This window comes from Nonomuraea basaltis (genome assembly GCF_005893125.1).
Lineage (GTDB): Bacteria > Actinomycetota > Actinomycetes > Streptosporangiales > Streptosporangiaceae > Nonomuraea > Nonomuraea basaltis.
Window position 1 is genome coordinate 13,126 of record NZ_VCJS01000078.1, and the last position, 18,339, is coordinate 31,464.

The window sequence follows — 18,339 nt, forward strand, 5'->3', positions numbered from 1 at the left end:
GGTGACCGCGCCCGAAAAGATCTATGCGGCGCTGGCGGCGTCCGGCGCTCTCAAAGGACTGACCTGGAAGATCCGGGTCAGCCAACGACGCACGCTCGGATTGACGATCGAACGCGATGCCTCGGTCACCGTCGCGGTCCCTCCTACGGTCGATCCGGAGATGGTCGCGGCGTTCATCCGCAATCGACGGCCGTGGCTGCTCAAGAAAAGCGCCCAGCGTGCGGCGACGCTCGCCGCCCATCCCATCAAACGGATCGTCAGCGGTGAGAACTACCCGTACCTCGGGCGCCACCAGCGACTCCTTGTCGTCAGCGAGCAGGACGTTCCCATCCAGCTCGAAGGCAACTGGCTACGGCTGCGACGAATGGCCCCGGAGGCAGGTGCACAGGCCATTGTTGGTTGGTATCGAGATCAAGGTCGCCAGTGGCTGACGCCCCGCCTGGACCGTTGGACTGGACGGCTCGGCATCGTCCAGCCCGCTGTCGACGTACGCGATCTAGGGCAGCGGTGGGGGTTGCTCGACCGCACATCCGGCCTGGCCTTTCACTGGGCGCTGCTTCAACTGGATCCATCATTGGTCGACTACGTCATCGTCCATGAACTGGCGCACTATGACGGCCATCATCACGGTCCGGAGTTTTGGGAGAGAGTCGAGTGTATCTTGCCCGACTTCGCGGCCCGCAAGAGTCGACTCGCCGAACTAGGACGAACGGTCTGGCTGGGCGACGTCTCCGAGCCTACACACGCAGGGTGAGCACACTTTCGGGACAACAAGAGGTCAGGCTGCCGCGCCGCTTCCGGTGCTCGGGCCTGGTGGCCCTGCGCTCCGGGTCGGCTTGCCACCGGATGACGAGGTGACCGTGGTCAGCTGGAGACGCGGGACATGCGCGGGATGATCAAGGTGGCCGCACTGGCCTAGCATAGTGTTTCGGCAGGTCAGCGTACGCGAACAAGTATCTCCGCCCGCGCTCTCCTAAACCGGGTGCCGCAGGGCGGAAGAAGCGACGCACATGGCATCGAGCAGTGGCTTCGCAACCTCAGCTGACGGCACGTTCGTCAAGCCCGACCCGGCACCTGGCGGGCCGCCTCGCGGTGGTAGGCCACGTGCGCAATGTTGATCACGTGTTGCGGAGCGAGGCGGAGACTGCCTCTGACCTGGCCGGCGACTTCGTCGAAGATGAGCAGGTCGTCCGTGAGAGTGAGACCGCCACGGTCGAAGAGAACGTGATCGTTCGGGCAGAGGCAGAGGATGTTGCCCGGCTCGTCAGGGCCGTTGTGCGGCTGGCCCACTGGGCGGATGTGGGCGCCTTCGGCGTACGAGCCGTCGGGAAGTCGAAGCCGTACACCGCAGATCTGGCAGTGATGTCCGTGTAAGTCCTTGATCTGCTGCGCAAGGACCGAATCGCGAATCACCCGCATCGTGGTGGACTGTCGGCGCTGTGGGCTCGGGGAGCCGTCGTTCAAGGGCACTTCGGCGTCAGAGGCGCTCGACAGGCCCACAGCGGTGAGCAGCGCCTCGTGATCTACGCCCTGGAAGTACACCTCCAGGAGATGCAACACGATCTGCGCGCGCACGTCCGCGTGCTGGGTCACGATGGTGTGGACCCATGGTCGCAGGCCTCCCATGGGTGCGTGGTCGCGCATCCATCGCTGGGCAGTGCTCGTGCTGGCCGGCGGGACGTCGGACTCGTCCAACTCCCAGAGGCCGTCGTGGAACAGCCTGAGGACAGGGAATTCGGGATTCGGCCGGTCGTCGCCATGGCCGAACGTGTCGATGAGTGAGGAGATCTCAGCGCTGGTCCGCGCCCAGGTCTCCAGGCGCGGCTCCCCCTGTGCGGCTCGGCCGAGCGCCCATAACAGCGTCAGCGGCTGATGCCGGCGGGGCTGATCGGTCAGCTTCGATCTGTCGGTGCGGAGCGAATCGATCTTCATGAGCAAGTTCTCGATCGTGTGCTCACCGAGCGCCAGCCCCGGGGCGGTGACTTCGAACCCCAGGCGGATGAGCCGGCGCGCCACGGTGTCCCTGCCGCCGGAGAACTCCTCAGGAAGAAGCGGTCGCCCGGTGACTCCACGGTGGGCGACTCCCACGATGGCCTTCGAGTCGTAGCGCCGACCCTCGTGAACGAGGAAGTACCCACGCGCCGGCCCGTACCCGTAGGTGTCCAGGAAGGCATCCCGGCCCATCGTGTCGTACTCCGCAATGGCGGCGAGGATCATTTCACGACGAAGATCGGAGAGTCCCACAGCGACAGCTTATGGGCCTATTTATCGGGCCCCGGGCTTCTCGGCTACGGAGATCACAAACCGGGCTGAGCCGCTCGCTGGGCAGTAGGAGCGGGGCGGTATGTGATGGAACGGGCGTTCAGCGACCCGATGACCTAGTCACACGGTTCAATCCGGAGACGCAGGGAATCGGGGCTTACGTCGGCGGGATCTTGTGGTTATGATCACTGATCATGGTGCGTAACTCGTCGCGCACCGCCCTTCGATCGGGGAGGCAACGTGGAGAAGTCAAGCCAGGCAACCGAGGACAAGAAGCCCACGAAGAAGATCGATCTCAAGATCAAGCGGCTGGAGAAGGTGGAGACCACCATGCTCCGCCAGTTCGGCTGACCCCGACGAATACCCGGCCGGTCAGGCAGGACCTGGCCGGCCCTCCTGTGTTCTCGGCGTGATCTGGAAGGTTCTCGTGCTCTTCCCCCGCATCAAGAGTGTCCATCAGCCCATGGCCTTGCCGGATGGTCGCATCGTCATAGGTCTCATGCAGCAGGGCATCTCCTCCGAGATCCAGGACGATGAGGACGGCTCGATCGCCCGGCTGATCGTCCTTATGGACGGCACCAAGACGATCGATCAGATTTGTGCCACTTTCGCCGAGACACACCCAGATTTCGATGACCAGAGTGTCCGCGAGGTCATCGCGGGGCTGATCGACAACGGATTCGTCGAAGACGCCGGCGCGCCGCTTCCCGGCAACCTCACCCCACGTGAGGAGGCACGCTACGAACCGGCGAAAAACTTCTTCGCGTGGATCGACTCCACTCCGCGGAGCTCTCCGTACGACATCCAGTCCAAGATCAAAGCTGCCAAGGTGTGCCTGCTCGGCATCGGCGGCACGGGCTCCGCCGTGGCGGCCGGACTGGTCTCCAGCGGTATCGGAGCTCTGCACATCGCCGACTTCGACACTGTCGAGGAACCGAACCTCACGCGCCAGCTCCTGTACACCGAGCAGGACATCGACCGCCCCAAGGTCGACAGCGCGGTGGATCGGCTACGTGACATGAACAGTCTGGTCACCGTGACCGGCAACACCGTCAAGGCAGGCGCGTCCAATGACATCGCCGCCCTGATGGAAGACTGCGACGTGTTCGTCCTCTGCGCGGACAAGCCGCACCCGGACATCATGTTCTGGACCAACGAGGCGGCGCTGCGCACCGGCACTCCATGGTTCGTCAGCTTCTACACGGGGCCGATGGCCGTCGTCGGATCCCTGATCCCACGCGAGACCGGGTGCTGGGCGTGCTTGCACCGTCAGGAGGACCGTCGCGAGCTCAACGCCCACGGCCGCTCACTCACCGAGGAGCGCCCGAACGCCGTGGTCGCGGCCAGCGCCAACATCAGCGGGCACCTCTGCGCGCTGGAAGTCCTGTATCACCTCGGCGGCCTGCCCACCCAGGTGCGCGGCCGGGTCTTCCACTGGAACTACGCCATGTGGGATCACTCCTACTACATCGACGTTCCGCACGACGACGACTGCCCCGCCTGCGGGCCCACAGCGTCGTGAGTGCCGCACCGCTCACCGCCGACAGCCACGTCGGCTTCCACGCGCTGATCGTCCGCCCGGACGACGACGACCCGGAAGTCGTGGTCGTCGGCCGGTCAGAGATCGGGGAGTTCATAGAGCTACCGGCGGTCTACGGCGACGCGATCAGTCTCCTGGGCGCAGGGCTCTCCATAAGCGCCACCGAGGAGCGGATGGCAGCCGAGCAGGACGTGGAGCTCGACGTCGCGGAGCTCGTGGAAGCTCTGGCGGACCTGGGATTCGTCCGTTCCGTCAACGGACAGCCGCTGCCGGATCCGGAGGCGAACACTCCGCGCAGCCATTTCAGCCGACTGACCGAGCGGCATGTGGCGTGGCTCTTCAGCCGGCCGATGAAACTCGTCTGGCTGCTGGTCATGGGCGCGGCACTGGTCACCCTCGCCATGCGGCCCGATCTGCTGCCGAACTACACGGACTTCTTCTGGGGCGACTACGTCGGCCTGACGGTGCTGGTCAACACGGTGATGATGTCGATCAGCATCAGCATGCACGAGCTCATGCACCTGACGGCGGCCCGGTCACTCGGCGTTCCCGGGCGGATCGGCTTCGGCACCCGCCTCCACAACCTGGTGGTGCAGACCGACGTCACGGCGGTGTGGGGCGTGCCGAGGCGATCCCGCTATCGGGTGTATCTGGCGGGGATGGTCTGGGATCTGTTCCTCATGGCGACCCTGACCCTGCTGGTCGCCCACGTGGCCATGCCTCAGCCGGTGAAGGCCGTACTTCAGGCACTCGTCGTCTGCGTCCTCATGACCATTCCGTTCCAGCTCCAGGTCTACATGCGCACCGACCTGTACTACGTCCTCCGCGATCTGCTGCGGACCCGGAACCTTTTCGACGACGGGCTCGCCTACGCCAGGTATCTGCTCGCGAGAACCGTCGCAGGCCTGCGCCGCCGTCCCGCTCCTGTCGCGGACCCGACGACCGGGCTGGCCCCCCATGAGCGGCGGGCGACCCGCGTCTACTCCGTCGTCCTCGTACTCGGTGCCACCATCAGCCTCAGCTTCTTCGCCCTGTTCGGCGTTCCGATCGCGATCGCGGCGCTGGTGCGCGCCCTCCTCGCCATCGCCGACGGCTTCAACGGCGGACCGGTGCTCCTGGCGCTGGACTCCGGGCTCCTGGTGCTCATCGAAGGCGGCATCCAGGTCCTCTTCGTTGTGACCTTCATCCGGGGCCACCGGCATTGGTTCCGTCGGCGCAGCAGTGCTGACCGGTCCCGCGCTGGATGATCCTCGTCCTCGAAGAGACACTGAAGGGCCCATAGCGCGGTTCCCGGCACCCGGCTCCTAAACGATCTCGAAGGGGGTACAGGCGGGCTTGTTCTGAAGGGGTGGCGAACGGCGGCAGAACGGGCCGGACCCCCACCGTGCAGCCGACTTGACCACACAGCAGGAAGATCATCAATTTCGCCTTCGCTCGTCCTCAACGGCGCAGAGCTGCCAAAAGACCTCAAGTGGCCTGCGGAGAAGCGGTTGGGCCTGGGGGTGACACAACCCCGTCGCTTTTGCGATGCAGATCCATGCAGGGCTCGTGCTCTGGATGTGATCCGAGTGCGGCATGATCGCCCGTTATGAAGAAGATGATCAGCGCGTTGTTAGTGTGCGGGACTCTCCTGGTGGCTACGGCGCCCGCTCAGGCAGCTCCCCAAGATCCCGTACGCGCGCTGAAGGCCAAGCTGGTCGCCGGGCACGGCGTGCACTTCACCGAGATAGCCGACTGGTCCGACGGCACCGACACCGAGCAGGCGTACACCAACAAGGGCGTGTTGCAGTTCGACGCGAAAAAGCCGGCCGCCTACGACATCGTGAGCACCGCCTGGGACGAGGAGAAAGATCGCGTCATCTACATCGACAAGACCACATACCTCTCCGGGGCCCTCGCGGAGGGGCTGCCCAAGGGCAAGACCTGGTACAAGTACAAGGGCGGCGGCGGGCTGCCATACCTGTACGGGCAGATCCTCAATCCCGCCGAGTCGGCGACGCTGTCCGCGCTGCTCAGGAAGGGCACGACGGCCGGGAACAAGGTCACCGGAAAGATCGCCTTTAAGGATCTGGCCAAGGTCTCGCCATGGTTCTCCCGCTCGGAGCTCAGCACCTGGCCCGGCGGCACGGAGGTCTCCTACACGCTGACGCTGACCTCGGCCGGCCTGGTCAGCAAGCTGTGGAGTTCGTTCACGGCCAAGAGCGTCCCGGACGACTACTCCGATTACGAGGGCAGCACCTTCATCGTCGACACCCGCTACACCGGCTGGGGAAGCAAGGTGTCGGTCAAGGCGCCGAATCCCAAGACCGTGACCGACAAGCTGACCAGCTGAGCGACGCCGGGTCCGGCTCTTCCCGAGCCCGGTGTGAGTCGTCTTGGTCCCGCAGGCTCTTTCGCCTTCACCCACCGGGCAGGCACCAGCTGTGTCTCTCACGCCGAACTGGGCCGATGCGGAGGGGCCTGCCACCATCCAGCCGCGGGTCGACACATCGGACCACTGGATGGCGGTAGGCGACGGTGACGTTCACGCCCACCAACGTGTTCCCTCAGACGTTGACCGTCAGGCCCCTCGACTGGGCGGGCAATGTGCTCAGTTCGGCATGTTTGATGAGAACGTGATCTATGCAGCTCCCAGACCAACTTCGCCAGTTAATCGAGCAGGACGCCTCCTGGTCGACTGACCACGAAGGAGCCAGTGGTACGGCCCTGAGGGTCATGTCGGGATCGAAGGTGTTCTACGTCAAGCACGGCCCCCTCGCCAGAGCCGAGCACCTGCGACTGTGCTGGCTTCATGGACGCGTTCCCATCCCTGAGGTGGTCGCCTTCGAAGACCCTGTTCTCGTTCTTGCCGACGTGGGCGCTCCGTCCCTGGAAGCCGCCGCACCCGCCGACATAGGCGCCGTGCTGGGCCGGACGCTGCGCATGCTGCACGAGTTGCCCATCACCGAGTGCCCCTTCGACGGCCGACTGCCGGCGGTTCTCGAACGCGCCGACGCCAATATCCGTGACGGCCTCGTGGACCCGGACGACTTCGACGCCGACCATTTCGGGCTGACCCCTGAGGTGGTCTACGAACGACTGCTGGCCACGCGCCCGCGCGTCGAGGACCTCGTCGTCGCGCACGGGGACTACACCCCCTCCAACGTGCTGGTGCCCGCCTCGGGAGAGCCCATAGTCATCGATGTCCCGGCACTGGGTGTGGCCGACCGGTACCGCGACCTCGCCATCGCCCACAGGGACTTGTCCGAGGACCACGGCCCGGCGGCCTGGGAGGGGTTCCTTTCTGCCTACGCCCTCGTCGATCACATCGAGGAAGAGCGGATGTACTACTACCGGCTCCTGGACGAGCTTCTCTGACCCAAGACGGTGATCAAGCCTCAGATCGGTGAGGCAACGACAAGATGCCTCGTGATCGATGAGATTGCCTCAGCTTCAGCGAGACAGGGCATGAGGCCTGACCGGGCATGTTCGCGCGGGGTGTGGGATGAGGTCACCTCTTGAGGGAGCTCGCGGCTCTCGTTGATCATTTCTGTCCACGGTTTTCAGGTCCGCTGTCCGGGCGGCGTTACCCCGGGCCAGGCTGGTGGTCGATCATTTTCACGTAGTCCAGCTGGCCAACCAGGCCGTCACCGAGGTCCGCCGCCGCGTCACCGTCCAGGCCCGGGACCGCCATTGGCCGCAACATCCCGACCATAGTCATCCCATGGTTCCTCCTTGTCCTCCCGGGCGTCGGCGTACGGGTTCTGCTGCAGAGACAGGTACGTATTGACGACGTACAAAGATCGCGAGCCCGAGGTACGGCGCGCCGCTGATCACCCGCCTGCCGGTCTTCGCGTCAGCCTCTACGCCTGGTCACGGGCGCGTACTCGTGGTCGTCGGGCTCGTGCGGCCTCACATCCGGGCTCGCAGCACGTCGAACTCGCAGCCTGGCATGGACGGGTCGAAGCCGTTCTCGATCAGCCAGCGGATCGCCAGCAGGCTTCGCAACGACCACCACGCACGGATCACGTCGAGGTCGACGTGGGTGCCGTAGCCGGCGACGACGTCGCCAAGGTGCTCCTCGTGTCCGAGCGTCAAGATGGCGAGGTCGTACAGGGCATCGCCCGGGGCCGCCTCGGACCAGTCGATCACGCCGGTGATCTCGTCACCGTCGACGAACACGTGGCTGACCTGTAGGTCGCCGTGCATGAACACCGGTGTCCATGGCCGAAGCGCAGCCTCGGCAATCCGGCGGTTCCGCGTGATCAGGTCGGCGGGAAGGACGCCGTTCGTGACGAGCCACGCGCATTCGCCGTCGAGGCGCGATGCGATCTCGTCGAGGCTCCGGCCGGGCCAGGGCGGCAGCGGCGCGTCGTGCAGCAGTCGTGCGGCGGCACCCGCCGCGGCCCACGCCGCCGACGACGCGGTCGACGGCTCACCGAGGTGGCCGAGTGCCGTGCCGGGCAGGGCGGCGAGCGCAAGCACGGGCGGCTTGCGCCACAGCACCTCCGGAGTCGGGATCGGCACCATGGCCATCGCCTTGACCTCGACATCGGTGCGCGTCTGATCAGCGTCGATCTTCAGGAACACATCACCGACGCGCAGGGTCGCTCGCTCGCTGTGGGCGACGACGACCTCAATCTCCTCCATGCCGGCCATTATCGGGAGATGATCACCGACGTCACAACGGGTTTATCGCGTGCCACTGCCCGGCTGACCAGGTCCCCCTGGCCGGCGACCTCGTGCACGACCCCGGCCGCCGACGGGCCGGACACCGCCGAACGGCGCGTCGATGTCCGAGACGTGAGTTGCTGCTCGTAATTGGCGGCAGGGCCTGTCGAAGGATGAGCGTCGCAGCGACAGGATGCATCGTGGGCACGAGCGGGCCGCGCAGGTCATTGGTGACGCCGATGCATTCCTTCTGCGAGGGATCGGCCGGAGGTGAAGGCTGTATACCCTACGATGCCGATCATGCGTTTTGCTCCCCTTCTCGCCGCAGCCACCCTCGCCTGCCTACTGTTATCCGGCACTGCGCCCGCGGCGGCCGGCGCCTACCCCATCCGCGACCGAGCGCTGACCGGAAACAAGCTGTACGGCACGGGCGAGCTGCAACAGAGCGACTGCCCAGAGCGCGATATCAAGCCGAACGACGTCGCCGCCGCCAAGCGGTACTTGACCGCAGTGCTGGACTGCCTCAACCGGTCATGGGGCGCGCACTTCAAGCGGGCGGGCCTGCCCTTCACCAAGGCGAAGATCGGATTCATCACCAAGCCGCGCAAGTACTGCGGCAGCGCCTGGGGTGCCGCCGCGGCCACCTACTGCGACGCCGAGCGGCGCTTCATCGTGCTGCTGGAGCGGGATCTGCTCGAGGACACCTCCGACCTGTTCCTGTTCCGTCTGGCCGCCCACGAGTACGGGCACCACGTGCAGTATCTCACCGGGATCGGCCGCGCCCACGATCGCTATCCGTACCGAAACAAGAGCGAGTTGAACGAGCAGATCCGCCGTTTTGAGCTGCAGGCGGAATGCCTGGGCGGGGTGTTCATCGGCAGCGTCTGGGACTCCCTCCAAGAGCGCAGTGAAGAAGACTGGGACATCTTGCTGCAGATCATGCGGGAAAGCGGGGACGAACAGTCCAAGGTCCGCGATCACGGTAAGGGGCGCAACATAGCGGCCTGGCTGGGCAAGGGCTTCCGCGCCACCTCCCCAAAGACCTGCAACACCTGGACGACTTCCTCTGCCAAGGTCTCCTGACCGGGAGTGAAAGGCTTCGGGCCACCGCAGAGCGGGTCGGCCGTGGTGGACAGCCCTAGCAGGGGGGCGACCTTGGTGCCCGGAGGTGATCCCGAGCTGATTCACAGGCGAATCCGTTCGCCGCCCTGTGCTCAGTTCGGCATGAGCCCGGCGCGATCGAACCGCTGGATAAGGGTCGGCTTGCGGAGATGCCGGGCTCGCAGGTTCGTGAACCGGTCCGAGAACGGGCCGATCGCGCCGGCCCCGTACGCCACCGCTTCGAGATCCTTGAGCAGCTTGACCGCCTCGTCATAGTCCCCGGGCCGCTTGGACGCGATCAACGCCTCCACCCGCGCCCACGCCCCCTCCTCATCCCGGGCACTCCTCCTCGCCCTCGCTGGACAGGTCGAGGATCAGATGGCCGCCGGAGGCCTGGGCGGTGACGTGCTCGCCCACGCAGAACTGCTCGGCGGTCTTCATGCTGAGTACGGTGCACAGCAGGCGAAGCAGCACCCGGCACTCGTCGCGGTGATGTGCGCTCGCGTGGACAGTGCCCGCACCTGGGACTGTTGGTGATCGTCCAGCGGCCGGTCGATCGCGAGGAATTCGTAGTACTGGTACTCGCTCATCCCTCATGGCCCCCACTGACGGAAGGCTTCGATCCATTCGGCGCCGGCGGGAGGCGGAGCAGGCATCGGCAGGTCGAGAATGCCGATCGCCTACCGCTCTTTTTTCCTCGGGCGCAGATCGCGACGATCCCCGACCCGGGACGCCAGTCGATCTTCCGTACGGTCACCTCGACGCCCAGCACCTGCGTCTGAAACGGAACGGCCAGGTGCTCTTCGATGACCGTCTGGAACCCGACAAGCTGCTCGTGCTCGTCATAGGCGTCGACGGTGGCCTGTTCGATGAGCGCGTCGAGGCGGGCACGCTCGGACTTGGACGGCGTAGCCGCTCATGCTAGTGGCGCTGCGCCTTGCTGCTGCGCATCCATGAGAAAGCTGTCCGCGCTGCTCGACGAGCGCTCGGTGGGAGACCCGGTGCCCGGGTCACGTTGCAGGAGAAGGTGAAGGCGACACGGGCTTGGGTTGCTGCCGGATGGTCATGCTCGAGCGCAGCGCGCCCCTCCCATGAATGGCCAGGCCATTGCCGGCCTTCCACATTTCGAAATGGTGCGTGCCCGCCGCCACTTCCGTCCATTTGTGGTACTGCCAGGAGTTGCAGGCGAACCTGACCGCTTTCGTGTCGGGGCGTATCGCCATCCAGTACGAGGCGACCTCGCGAGGACAGGCGATATTCGCCCAGACCTCGATCGCGCCCGGTGCCGATTGTGTCCACGACCGTGAGATCAGACGTACCGACATTCGCTCGACTTCCCAGCTGAACCCGTACTCGGCGGGCACCGACGGTGGGACGCCGCTCGCGGAGGCGGCCGATTCGGCTGGCGGCTGAGCGGTTCCGGCCAGGCGCGGGACCAACACGATGGTCACCACGGCGACCACCGCGACAGCCGATCCCGCCAGTAGCAGGGGACGGCCGCGGCGGGCCGGCGCGACGGTATCGGACGGTGTCCCGGTGGGAGCAGGTTCCTCGAATGCGGCCGGTTCCCCGGATGCCGCCGGTTCCCAGGATGCGGCCGGTTCCCCGGATGTGGAGGCTCCGTCATGCGCCAAGGAGTGCCAGCGTCGTTCCCACGTCTCAAGGTCGTCCCCGCACGCGGCGACGTAGGCCTGGACGAAGTCGAGAGGCGGCAGTTCCGTCGGCGTGAGCCTGCGCGACACCGTGCTCGGGTGGTACAGCATGCGCTGTCCCACCTGCCTGAGGGATAGCCGTCCCCTCAGCCTGCGCAGGTCATCGACGAACTCCGCAACCGGCCCCGCGTTCCGATCAATGGGGCGGTCTTTCCTTCCACGTCCGCTCATGGAGGACCCGCCGTCTCCCGGGAATTGTTGCCTTTGTTGCGCCTTTCATTGCGCAACTCGATGGTGTGGCGGGCGCCCCCATCCGCGGAAAACCATGGCAACGGGGCGGCCGACGTCCTCAGGTGACATCGAGACGCGCGAAAGAGCACCTACATCGTCGCTTCGGTGCATCAGGTTGTCCACGAGAACGCGGAGATCCGCCATGAGGGCGCCGGCCGCCGGCCAATTCCTCGCTCATCTGAAAGGAGCCGCAATGGCACAGGGAATCACGAGCAAAGTCCGCACCACCGCCGGCGCGCTGGTCCTGGCAGCCGGACTGCTGGGCGGCGCAGGAGTCGCGGCCGCTCCGGCTCAGGCCGCCACGGCGGCCAAGCCGTCCTGCGTGTCGGTGAGCCACTCCGTGGGGATAGCGACGCAGACGGTGACCGTCAAGAACCGCTGCCGCTACCGCGTCAGCTTGGTGCTCAAGAGACTCTTCCTGGACGGTCCCTGCGTCTCCGTCGGGGCCAACAGGTGGAGGTCGTTCAAGTGGGCTCGATCAAACCGGTACGACGGCATCCGCTGGTGGTGCGTGTAAGGCTGCCGGTGATGTCACCGGCTTGACCGGGCGACAAAGATGATCGCTGTTCCGGCGCCGGCGGCGGACACGGCCGCCGCGCCGGACGGCCGGGACCGCGCCCGCCGCCGCGGCGGCGCTCATGCTCGGCGTCGAGATCTTCCAGTTCCTCGATCACCGCCGCGCGCTCGTCTTCGGTGACCGGGACAGGTGCGGTTGTAGCCGAACTGCAGACGCTCAACTGGCCGAGGTTTCGGGCTGCGCGCCAGGCCGAGCGAGTCCTACGAGAACGTCACGCATGTATACGAGGGCGGCGCGGTCGTCGATGTGGCGCACGGATGCCGGTGTCGGATCTGAGCTGTGCCGGACGCTGGCAGCGATCTTGTCGGCGGCTTCGGTGACGAGAGTCCGGGCGGCCAGGGCGCCGAAGTCGTTGGCCGCCTCAAGATATCCGAGCATGCGGGCCGCCTCGGCGATCCGGTCGATCGCGGCCATCATGTTGATGAATTCGATGCAGACGACGCTGGCGGCGATCACGTTGTCGGTGTCGATCAGTTCGTCGATGTGGGACCGGAGGAGTTGAAAGGCGCGCGGCCGGTCGCCTCGCCGGAACGCGGACCGGGCTTCGGTGGTCTTGTTGGCCGACAGCGCGCCCGCTGGGACGTCGACGCGGGCTGCCTCGTCGAAATACCGGTCGGCCTCGTCGTGCCGGCCCTGGAACGAGGCGGAGTAGCCGAGGGTTTGCAGCGCCCAGTGCAGGAGGGTTGGCGGGCCGTGGGTCCGATAGCGATCCGCCAGGGCCGAGACTGACGTATCGACCTGCTCGAAACGCCCGATGCCCAGCAGCGGCCCCGCCGAAGTCATTTCGAGGAAGGCCGCCAGATACTGCTCATCCTGGCGGCGTAGATCGGTCACGGCGTCCGGCAGGTGCCGCCGCAGGGCCTCGCCGTCGCCGGATGCGTACGCGTGCGCATAGCGGCTCAGCGGCCGGGCGGGTTCGCCGCGCCGGTCCGCCACGTGGCGGTAACCTGCCTGGTTGGCGTTCTGGGTGTAGCGCTCGGCGACCCAGACGAGCCAGAAGGCACGCAGGTCCTGGTCCTCCTGGTCCTCCGCCGGCGTCGTGGCCAGGATGTGCTCGGCCCAGACGCCGATCTCCTGCCGCCCCCGCAGGGGGAGTTCCGTGACGACCGGCCGGACCAGCGCGTCGGCCAGCCGCGGGTCTCCGGCCGCACACGCCCACGTGACGGCCGCACGCAGATTCGCCCACAGGTCGCCGAGGCGAGCGACGCCCTCGATCTCGCCGGGGCCCGTGAGCAGGCGGTGGATGTGGGTGACTTCGCGCAGACACCAACGCGCGTGGCGTCCGGCGGCCAGGTCGGTATGCCCATGCTCACGCAGGTGCTCGGCGGCGAACTGGCGCATGGTCTCCAGCAGCCGGAAACGCCGGCCCGACGGGCCGAAGGCGACGGTGACCATCGACCGCTCGACCAGGTCGCCCAGAAGGTCGTCGACGTCCTGCTCGTCGCTGACGGCTTCCGCCGCGCTGAGGTCGAACGGTGCGTTGAAGACGGACAGGCGTTGGAACAGTGTTTTCTCGGCTGGCGTGAGCAGGTCGTAGGACCATTGGATGGCTGCCCGCAACGTGCGGTGCCGTGCGGCGCCGGTCCGGCGGCCACCGGTCGCCCGGAGACGATCGTCGAGCCGGGCGACGAGGTCGACCGGCCGGTGGCTCATCGTCCGGGCGGCGGCCAACTCGATGGCCAGCGGTATGCCATCGAGCCGCCGGCAGATCTCCTCGACGTGGCGGTGATGCGCATCCGCATCGTAGGTCCGGTCGGCGGCGAGCGCGCGGGCATGGAACAGCTCGGTGCCGGCGGCCGGGTCCAGTGGTTCCACGACCAGCACCTGTTCGCCTGCGACAGCGAGACGTTCCCGTGCGGTGGCCAGCACGCGCACCTGCGGGCAGCCCGCCACGATGGCCTGTACGAGCTTGGCCGCGCCGTCAATGACGTGTTCGCAGTTGTCGATGACCAGCAATGCCCGGCGCGACCGCAGGACCGCGACGATCGATTGGGTCAGAGTGTGTCCCGGACGCTGCGCGACTCCCAGTACGTCGGCAACCGCGCGGGGCACGTCGGCCGGCGATGTGATCTCCGCCAGCTCGATCAGCCAGCCGTCCGACCCGTGACCGGCTGCCGCCGTGCGGGCCGCCGCCAGCGCGAGCTGGGTCTTGCCGATCCCTCCTGGTCCCACCAAGGTCACGATCGGGGACCGCGCGAGCGCGTCGGCGGCGGCCCGCAGGTCCCTGTCGCGGCCGATGAGGCGGCCGACGCCATGGGGTAGGTAGCCCCGCCGGGTCCCGGTCAGCCGCCCGAAGGTCACCGTCCCGCTCGGACGGCGTGGCGGCGCGTGCTCCGGTACGGCACGTCCGCGCAGCCGCTCGTCGTGGTCGAGGATCCGCGACTCGAGCTCGCGCAACGCCGGCCCAGGTTCGACACCGAGCTGCGTGACGAGATGGTGCCGGGCCCGCCGGAAGGCCGCGAGGGCGTCGGCCTGGCGGCCCGCCCGGTACAGAGCCGTCATCAGCAGGGCACAGAAACCTTCGCGGAGGGGATGACGCTCCGCGAGCTCCGCCAATGGCCCGATGACCCCCCTCGGATCGGACTCGACACGGCGTTCAAGGTCGGCCTCGACAGCGCTCAGCCACTGTTCGGTCAGACCGGCCACCGCCGCCGCGAGGCCGGGCGCGTCCAGACCGGCCAGCGGAGGTCCGCCCCACTGCGCGAGGGCCGCAGCGAGATCGCCCTCGCGCAAGTGCCGCTGAAAGCGCGTCACGTCGACCGCGTCGGGCGCTACGTCGAGGCGGTACGCGGCACCGACCCGCACGATCGTCGCGGAACCAAGGCCCTTGCGCAGTCGCGCTACGTGCCACTGCAGAGTCTTGTACGCCGTTCGCGGGGGCGCGTCACCCCACACGAGCTCCACCAGGCGCGACACCGCCAGCGGTGCCCCGGGCGACAAGGCCAGCGCCGCGAGCACCGTCTGCGACTTCGCCGGACCGATGTCGATCGGCCGGCCGTCGTCGGTAGCGGCGCGGACACCACCGAGCAGACCGATCCGCACCACAGGGCTGCTCCCGGACGTTGACCTTCGCCGAGACTGCCACAGGCCCAAACACTGGGCAAGCCCCCACCGCCCGCACACCGGGAACCCACCGTCCGCACACCGGCGTCGGCGACCATCGGCACGGCGGACACGACAGGCCAACGGCTCCATGACTTGCCGGCCTCCCGGACGGTGGGCCAGTCAAGAGCCCGATCGTGGTGGAAGCAACATCGGACTGACGGAGCGAGGGTATGCACAAGCAGACAACGGCACGGGTGACGGGTTTACTTTTCCTCACCGCGACGGCCGCGGGAGTGCTCAGCGCGGTCCTTCTCGGGCCACTCGATAATTGGTACTCGTCCCAATCCATCGCCGACAATGCGCACAGAATAACGGCGGGCGCCATCATGGTGCTGGTCATGACCCTCGCGATCGCGATGATCCCGCCGACGCTGTTTCCGGTTCTCAACAAACACGGCGAGGCACCCGCGCTTGGCTACGTCGCCGCCAGGATCATCGAGGTCGTCCTCCTGCTTCCCGCCGCCATCGGTCCCCTCATGATGGTGTCGATAAGCACCACTCAATCGGACGCCGGCACACCTGACAACGCGGTGCACCTGGATACCGTGCGGATATTGACACAGACGTACGACCGGTGGGGCCACGCCAGCAGCTTGTTCTTCTTCTGCCTCGGCGCCCTGCTTCTCAATTACCTGCTGTACCGGTCAAGACTCGTCCCCCGATGGATAGCGGGCTGGGCGCTCGTCGCGGTGGTGCCGTACCTGGCCGATGCTTTCCTCGTCATGTTCGGCCTGCTCGCCCCGTCCTCGGCGTTCCATGCCATTCTTGTCTCCCCACTGGCGCTGAACGAGATGGTGCTGGCGGTTTGGCTGCTGGTAAAAGGATTCAGCGAAGTGGCGCGAACGCCCCGCCCTACTTGAGCACCCTGAACCGCAGGTGAGTGACGGTTTCGGAGGCGACCAGGCCGATGCGTTCCAGCTCGATGTGGTGCAGGTTCTCCAGCAGCCGGAGGCCGTTGCCCAGCACGACCGGCACCAGGTTGATCTGGATCTCGTCCACCAGCCCGGCGGCCAGGAACCGCCGCCCCGTCTCCGCGCCCATCAGAACCACATCTCCGTTGCCGGCCGCGAGCCGGGCCGACTTCAGACAGCTCTCGACGCCATCGGTGACAAAGGTGAACGTCGCGCTTGGCATGACGAGCTCCTCGCGGGCCCGGTGGGTGAGCACGAACGTCGGCACGGGGTACGGGGTGTCCTCCCAGATGGGCACGCCGACGTCGAACGTCCGCCTGCCGACCACCACCGCACCCACGGAGGCCGACACCGCGGCGGCGACCTCCTTGTCACGCGTATCGGGACGATCGGTCAGCAGCCAGTCGTGCAGCCGCATGCCACCCTCGCCCATCGGATGTTCGGCGCCGACGTTCGGACCGGCGACGAAGCCGTCCAGCGACATGCTCTTGTGCAGCACCACAATGCTCATCCAGACCTCCTGAAACTCACGCTCAGGAGATGGACCACTCAGCCGCCGAAAACTCATCGGGAGGAACACGGCGGGCCCAAGCCGTTCGGCTATCACCAGCCGTAGCTGACTCCGGGCAGGATCAGGCTACCTCTGCGCTGGGCGGAGTGGTCGGCCCAGCGCCGGGCACGCCCGGTGTTGACGTCGACCGCGTAGGAGTACCTGTCTCCCCTGTCATTGACGACGACCGTAACCTCGGATCGGCTCAGCCAGATGGCGGTGCCGTCGACCGAGCCGGCCTTCGGCAGGCCGCGGATGGGCACCTTCCGCAGGGTCCGCCCGGTCCTGGTGTCCAGCAGGGTGAGAATGCGTTTCTTGAGCTCTGGGAACTCGACGGCGACCGTCGTACGGCCGTCCGGAGACAGCTCGCTGAACATGATGAACACACCGTCGAAGCGCACCGGCTTGCCTCCGCCCGTGACAGGCATCAGCCACAGGTCGGTCTTGACGTACCGGATCAGCTCGGCGACGCCGTCCTTGATGCTGATCACCTCGTACTTGCCAGGTATCGACACCGTCTTGCCAGTGCGCATGTCGATCAGCAGACTGGGCTCCTTGCTTCCCTCGCGCGGGTCGAAGACCACGTACCGGCCGTCGTCGGAGACCGCGAGCAGGGAGCCTATGCCGATCCGGTCCTCCTTCACCGTGACGGGGGAGGTCACCACGGCGCCGGTCGCCAGGTCGCGGACCACGTGCGCCTGGGTGTCGCGGCTGTAGTAGGCGAGCATGCGCCCGTCCCGGCTGATCGCGACGGGCACCCGCGGGGCCTTGCGGGACGAGACGAGCGCCTGCGGCGCCCTGTACGTCTTGCCGCTCTGGGTGACCACCCGCCACTCCACGGCACTGCAGTCGGCGTCACGCCTCACCGTGTCGATCTTGCAGTCCGTCCGGTACGCGTACCTGATCGCTCCCACCTTGCCGTCGGGCAGGTCAGGCACCGTGTCCACGCGCTGCGGGGTGGCCGCGTGGTCGCCACGGGGCCAGACCACCACCGCGCCCGCCGTCGTCGCCACCAGCGCCGCGACCGTCGCGACAGTGGTCACCGCCAGCGTGGTGCGCCGCCTGCGCCGGTGGGCCACGATGGCTACGTCGGCCAGGCTCACCAGCGGGGCCTCCTCCGCGAGGCCGTTCATCGCGTTGCGCAGCCTCGTCATCGGGCTACCTCCTCGGTGTGCAGGTCCGCCAGCTCGGGCGCGAGGGCGCGCAGGCGGGCCAGTGCGTGATGGGTCTGGCTCTTGACGTTGCCGATCGAGCAGCCGAGCGCGTCGGCCGTCTGAGCCTCGGTGAGGTCCTCCCAGAAGCGCAGCACGATCATGGCTCGCTGCTTGCGGGTGAGCTTGGCCAGCGCCTGGCGTAGCACGATCCGGTCGAGGGTGGCCTCGTCATAGGAGGCGCTCCGCTCGGGCGGGTCGGCGCTCGGTAACTCGGGATGGGGGCGGCGTCTCCAGGAGATGTACTGGTTGACCAGCGCCTTGCGCGTGTACGCCTCGGGATTGCCGTCCCTGGCGAGCTTGGACCAATGCCCGACGACCTTGGTCAGCACGCTCTGAAGCAGGTCCTCGGCGAGATGGGCGTCTCCCATGAGCAGGTACGCGGTCCGCATCAGCGCTTGCTGACGGGCCAGCACGAACTCGCGGAAGCCGTCGTCATGATCCAATGTGCTCTCCTCTCCCCCCGTTCAAACGCGACCCGCTAGGCGA

At 67.0% G+C, this 18,339-nt stretch carries 19 protein-coding genes; 10 read left to right on the top strand and 9 right to left on the bottom strand.

Translation table 11 applies throughout. The features are described 5' to 3' along the window. The first annotated feature begins 1 nt into the window (after window position 1). Window positions 2–754, top strand: coding sequence for a M48 family metallopeptidase (locus EJK15_RS32080; protein ID WP_138714227.1), 753 nt, complete (start codon window positions 2–4; stop codon window positions 752–754). Window positions 755–1,056: 302 nt separating this feature from the next. On the opposite strand, the gene EJK15_RS32085 is transcribed toward EJK15_RS32080, so the two are convergent. Continuing rightward, window positions 1,057–2,244, bottom strand: coding sequence for an HNH endonuclease (locus EJK15_RS32085; RefSeq protein WP_138714228.1), 1,188 nt, complete (start codon window positions 2,242–2,244; stop codon window positions 1,057–1,059). A 427-nt stretch (window positions 2,245–2,671) separates the two neighbouring features. On the opposite strand from EJK15_RS32085, the gene EJK15_RS32090 reads away from it, so the two are divergent. The 5 genes from EJK15_RS32090 to EJK15_RS77765 all read left to right on the top strand — a co-directional run bounded on the left by EJK15_RS32090 (window position 2,672) and on the right by EJK15_RS77765 (window position 7,571). Then, window positions 2,672–3,784, top strand: coding sequence for a HesA/MoeB/ThiF family protein (locus tag EJK15_RS32090; RefSeq protein ID WP_138714229.1), 1,113 nt, complete (start codon window positions 2,672–2,674; stop codon window positions 3,782–3,784). Next, window positions 3,781–5,049 (top strand): hypothetical protein, encoded by a 1,269-nt coding sequence (locus tag EJK15_RS32095; protein ID WP_138714230.1) that lies wholly within the window; start codon window positions 3,781–3,783, stop codon window positions 5,047–5,049. Before EJK15_RS32090 ends, EJK15_RS32095 begins: the two co-directional genes overlap by 4 nt. Before the next feature lie 341 nt (window positions 5,050–5,390). Beyond that, a complete protein-coding gene (locus EJK15_RS32100; protein ID WP_138714231.1) occupies window positions 5,391–6,134 on the top strand; it encodes a hypothetical protein in 744 nt (247 codons plus the stop codon). Window positions 6,135–6,424: 290 nt separating this feature from the next. Then, window positions 6,425–7,159: an aminoglycoside 3'-phosphotransferase gene (locus EJK15_RS32105; protein ID WP_138714232.1), complete on the top strand. Its 735-nt coding sequence runs from the start codon at window positions 6,425–6,427 to the stop codon at window positions 7,157–7,159. A 226-nt stretch (window positions 7,160–7,385) separates the two neighbouring features. Beyond that, entirely contained in the window at window positions 7,386–7,571 is a 186-nt protein-coding gene (locus tag EJK15_RS77765) for a transposase (protein ID WP_420847112.1), read from the top strand. A 122-nt stretch (window positions 7,572–7,693) separates the two neighbouring features. Here the strand turns inward: EJK15_RS77765 and EJK15_RS32115 are convergent, their stop codons facing one another. Then, a complete protein-coding gene (locus tag EJK15_RS32115) occupies window positions 7,694–8,431 on the bottom strand; it encodes a phosphotransferase family protein (protein ID WP_138714233.1) in 738 nt (245 codons plus the stop codon). A 312-nt stretch (window positions 8,432–8,743) separates the two neighbouring features. On the opposite strand from EJK15_RS32115, the gene EJK15_RS32120 reads away from it, so the two are divergent. Then, entirely contained in the window at window positions 8,744–9,535 is a 792-nt protein-coding gene (locus EJK15_RS32120) for a neutral zinc metallopeptidase (protein WP_138714234.1), read from the top strand. Between the two features lie 131 nt (window positions 9,536–9,666). On the opposite strand, the gene EJK15_RS32125 is transcribed toward EJK15_RS32120, so the two are convergent. Then, complete coding sequence (locus EJK15_RS32125; protein ID WP_138714235.1) at window positions 9,667–9,855, bottom strand: hypothetical protein; 189 nt, start codon at window positions 9,853–9,855, stop codon at window positions 9,667–9,669. 28 nt (window positions 9,856–9,883) lie between these two features. After that, window positions 9,884–10,027, bottom strand: a complete 144-nt coding sequence (locus EJK15_RS71020) for a hypothetical protein (RefSeq protein ID WP_171074652.1) — start codon at window positions 10,025–10,027, stop codon at window positions 9,884–9,886. Between the two features lie 322 nt (window positions 10,028–10,349). Between EJK15_RS71020 and EJK15_RS76490 the strand changes: the two genes are divergently transcribed. Next, window positions 10,350–10,478, top strand: a complete 129-nt coding sequence (locus EJK15_RS76490; RefSeq protein WP_276615446.1) for a hypothetical protein — start codon at window positions 10,350–10,352, stop codon at window positions 10,476–10,478. A gap of 85 nt (window positions 10,479–10,563) precedes the next feature. On the opposite strand, the gene EJK15_RS32135 is transcribed toward EJK15_RS76490, so the two are convergent. Next, entirely contained in the window at window positions 10,564–11,316 is a 753-nt protein-coding gene (locus EJK15_RS32135; protein WP_138714236.1) for a hypothetical protein, read from the bottom strand. Window positions 11,317–11,689: 373 nt separating this feature from the next. Here EJK15_RS32135 and EJK15_RS32140 point away from each other — a divergent pair, with 373 nt between their 5' ends. Continuing rightward, window positions 11,690–12,013: a hypothetical protein gene (locus tag EJK15_RS32140; protein WP_138714237.1), complete on the top strand. Its 324-nt coding sequence runs from the start codon at window positions 11,690–11,692 to the stop codon at window positions 12,011–12,013. Window positions 12,014–12,229: 216 nt separating this feature from the next. Here the strand turns inward: EJK15_RS32140 and EJK15_RS32150 are convergent, their stop codons facing one another. Next, complete coding sequence (locus tag EJK15_RS32150) at window positions 12,230–15,118, bottom strand: AfsR/SARP family transcriptional regulator (protein ID WP_138714238.1); 2,889 nt, start codon at window positions 15,116–15,118, stop codon at window positions 12,230–12,232. 230 nt (window positions 15,119–15,348) lie between these two features. On the opposite strand from EJK15_RS32150, the gene EJK15_RS32155 reads away from it, so the two are divergent. Then, on the top strand, window positions 15,349–16,038 hold the full coding sequence (locus tag EJK15_RS32155; RefSeq protein ID WP_138714239.1) for a DUF4386 domain-containing protein: 690 nt from the start codon (window positions 15,349–15,351) through the stop codon (window positions 16,036–16,038). Here EJK15_RS32155 and EJK15_RS32160 read toward each other — a convergent pair. The 3 genes from EJK15_RS32160 to EJK15_RS32170 form a co-directional block, all read right to left on the bottom strand. Then, window positions 16,031–16,600: a dihydrofolate reductase family protein gene (locus EJK15_RS32160; protein WP_138714240.1), complete on the bottom strand. Its 570-nt coding sequence runs from the start codon at window positions 16,598–16,600 to the stop codon at window positions 16,031–16,033. The genes EJK15_RS32155 and EJK15_RS32160 overlap by 8 nt on opposite strands. Window positions 16,601–16,692: 92 nt before the next feature. Then, on the bottom strand, window positions 16,693–17,793 hold the full coding sequence (locus EJK15_RS32165) for a hypothetical protein (RefSeq protein ID WP_138714241.1): 1,101 nt from the start codon (window positions 17,791–17,793) through the stop codon (window positions 16,693–16,695). Continuing rightward, complete coding sequence (locus EJK15_RS32170; protein WP_138714242.1) at window positions 17,790–18,296, bottom strand: SigE family RNA polymerase sigma factor; 507 nt, start codon at window positions 18,294–18,296, stop codon at window positions 17,790–17,792. The genes EJK15_RS32165 and EJK15_RS32170 overlap by 4 nt, the downstream gene beginning before the upstream one ends. Window positions 18,297–18,339 lie beyond the last annotated feature (43 nt).

Excerpts from the sequence above, each read along its gene's own strand:
- EJK15_RS32155 (WP_138714239.1), top strand. The coding sequence starts at position 15,349 with ATGCACAAGCAGACAACGGCACGGGTGACGGGTTTACTTTTCCTCACC.
- EJK15_RS32135 (WP_138714236.1), bottom strand. The coding sequence starts at position 11,316 with ATGCTGTACCACCCGAGCACGGTGTCGCGCAGGCTCACGCCGACGGAA.
- EJK15_RS32165 (WP_138714241.1), bottom strand. The coding sequence starts at position 17,793 with ATGACGAGGCTGCGCAACGCGATGAACGGCCTCGCGGAGGAGGCCCCG.
- EJK15_RS32160 (WP_138714240.1), bottom strand. The coding sequence starts at position 16,600 with ATGAGCATTGTGGTGCTGCACAAGAGCATGTCGCTGGACGGCTTCGTC.
- EJK15_RS32100 (WP_138714231.1), top strand. The coding sequence starts at position 5,391 with ATGAAGAAGATGATCAGCGCGTTGTTAGTGTGCGGGACTCTCCTGGTG.
- EJK15_RS32105 (WP_138714232.1), top strand. The coding sequence starts at position 6,425 with ATGCAGCTCCCAGACCAACTTCGCCAGTTAATCGAGCAGGACGCCTCC.
- EJK15_RS32140 (WP_138714237.1), top strand. The coding sequence starts at position 11,690 with ATGGCACAGGGAATCACGAGCAAAGTCCGCACCACCGCCGGCGCGCTG.
- EJK15_RS32115 (WP_138714233.1), bottom strand. The coding sequence starts at position 8,431 with ATGGAGGAGATTGAGGTCGTCGTCGCCCACAGCGAGCGAGCGACCCTG.
- EJK15_RS32120 (WP_138714234.1), top strand. The coding sequence starts at position 8,744 with ATGCCGATCATGCGTTTTGCTCCCCTTCTCGCCGCAGCCACCCTCGCC.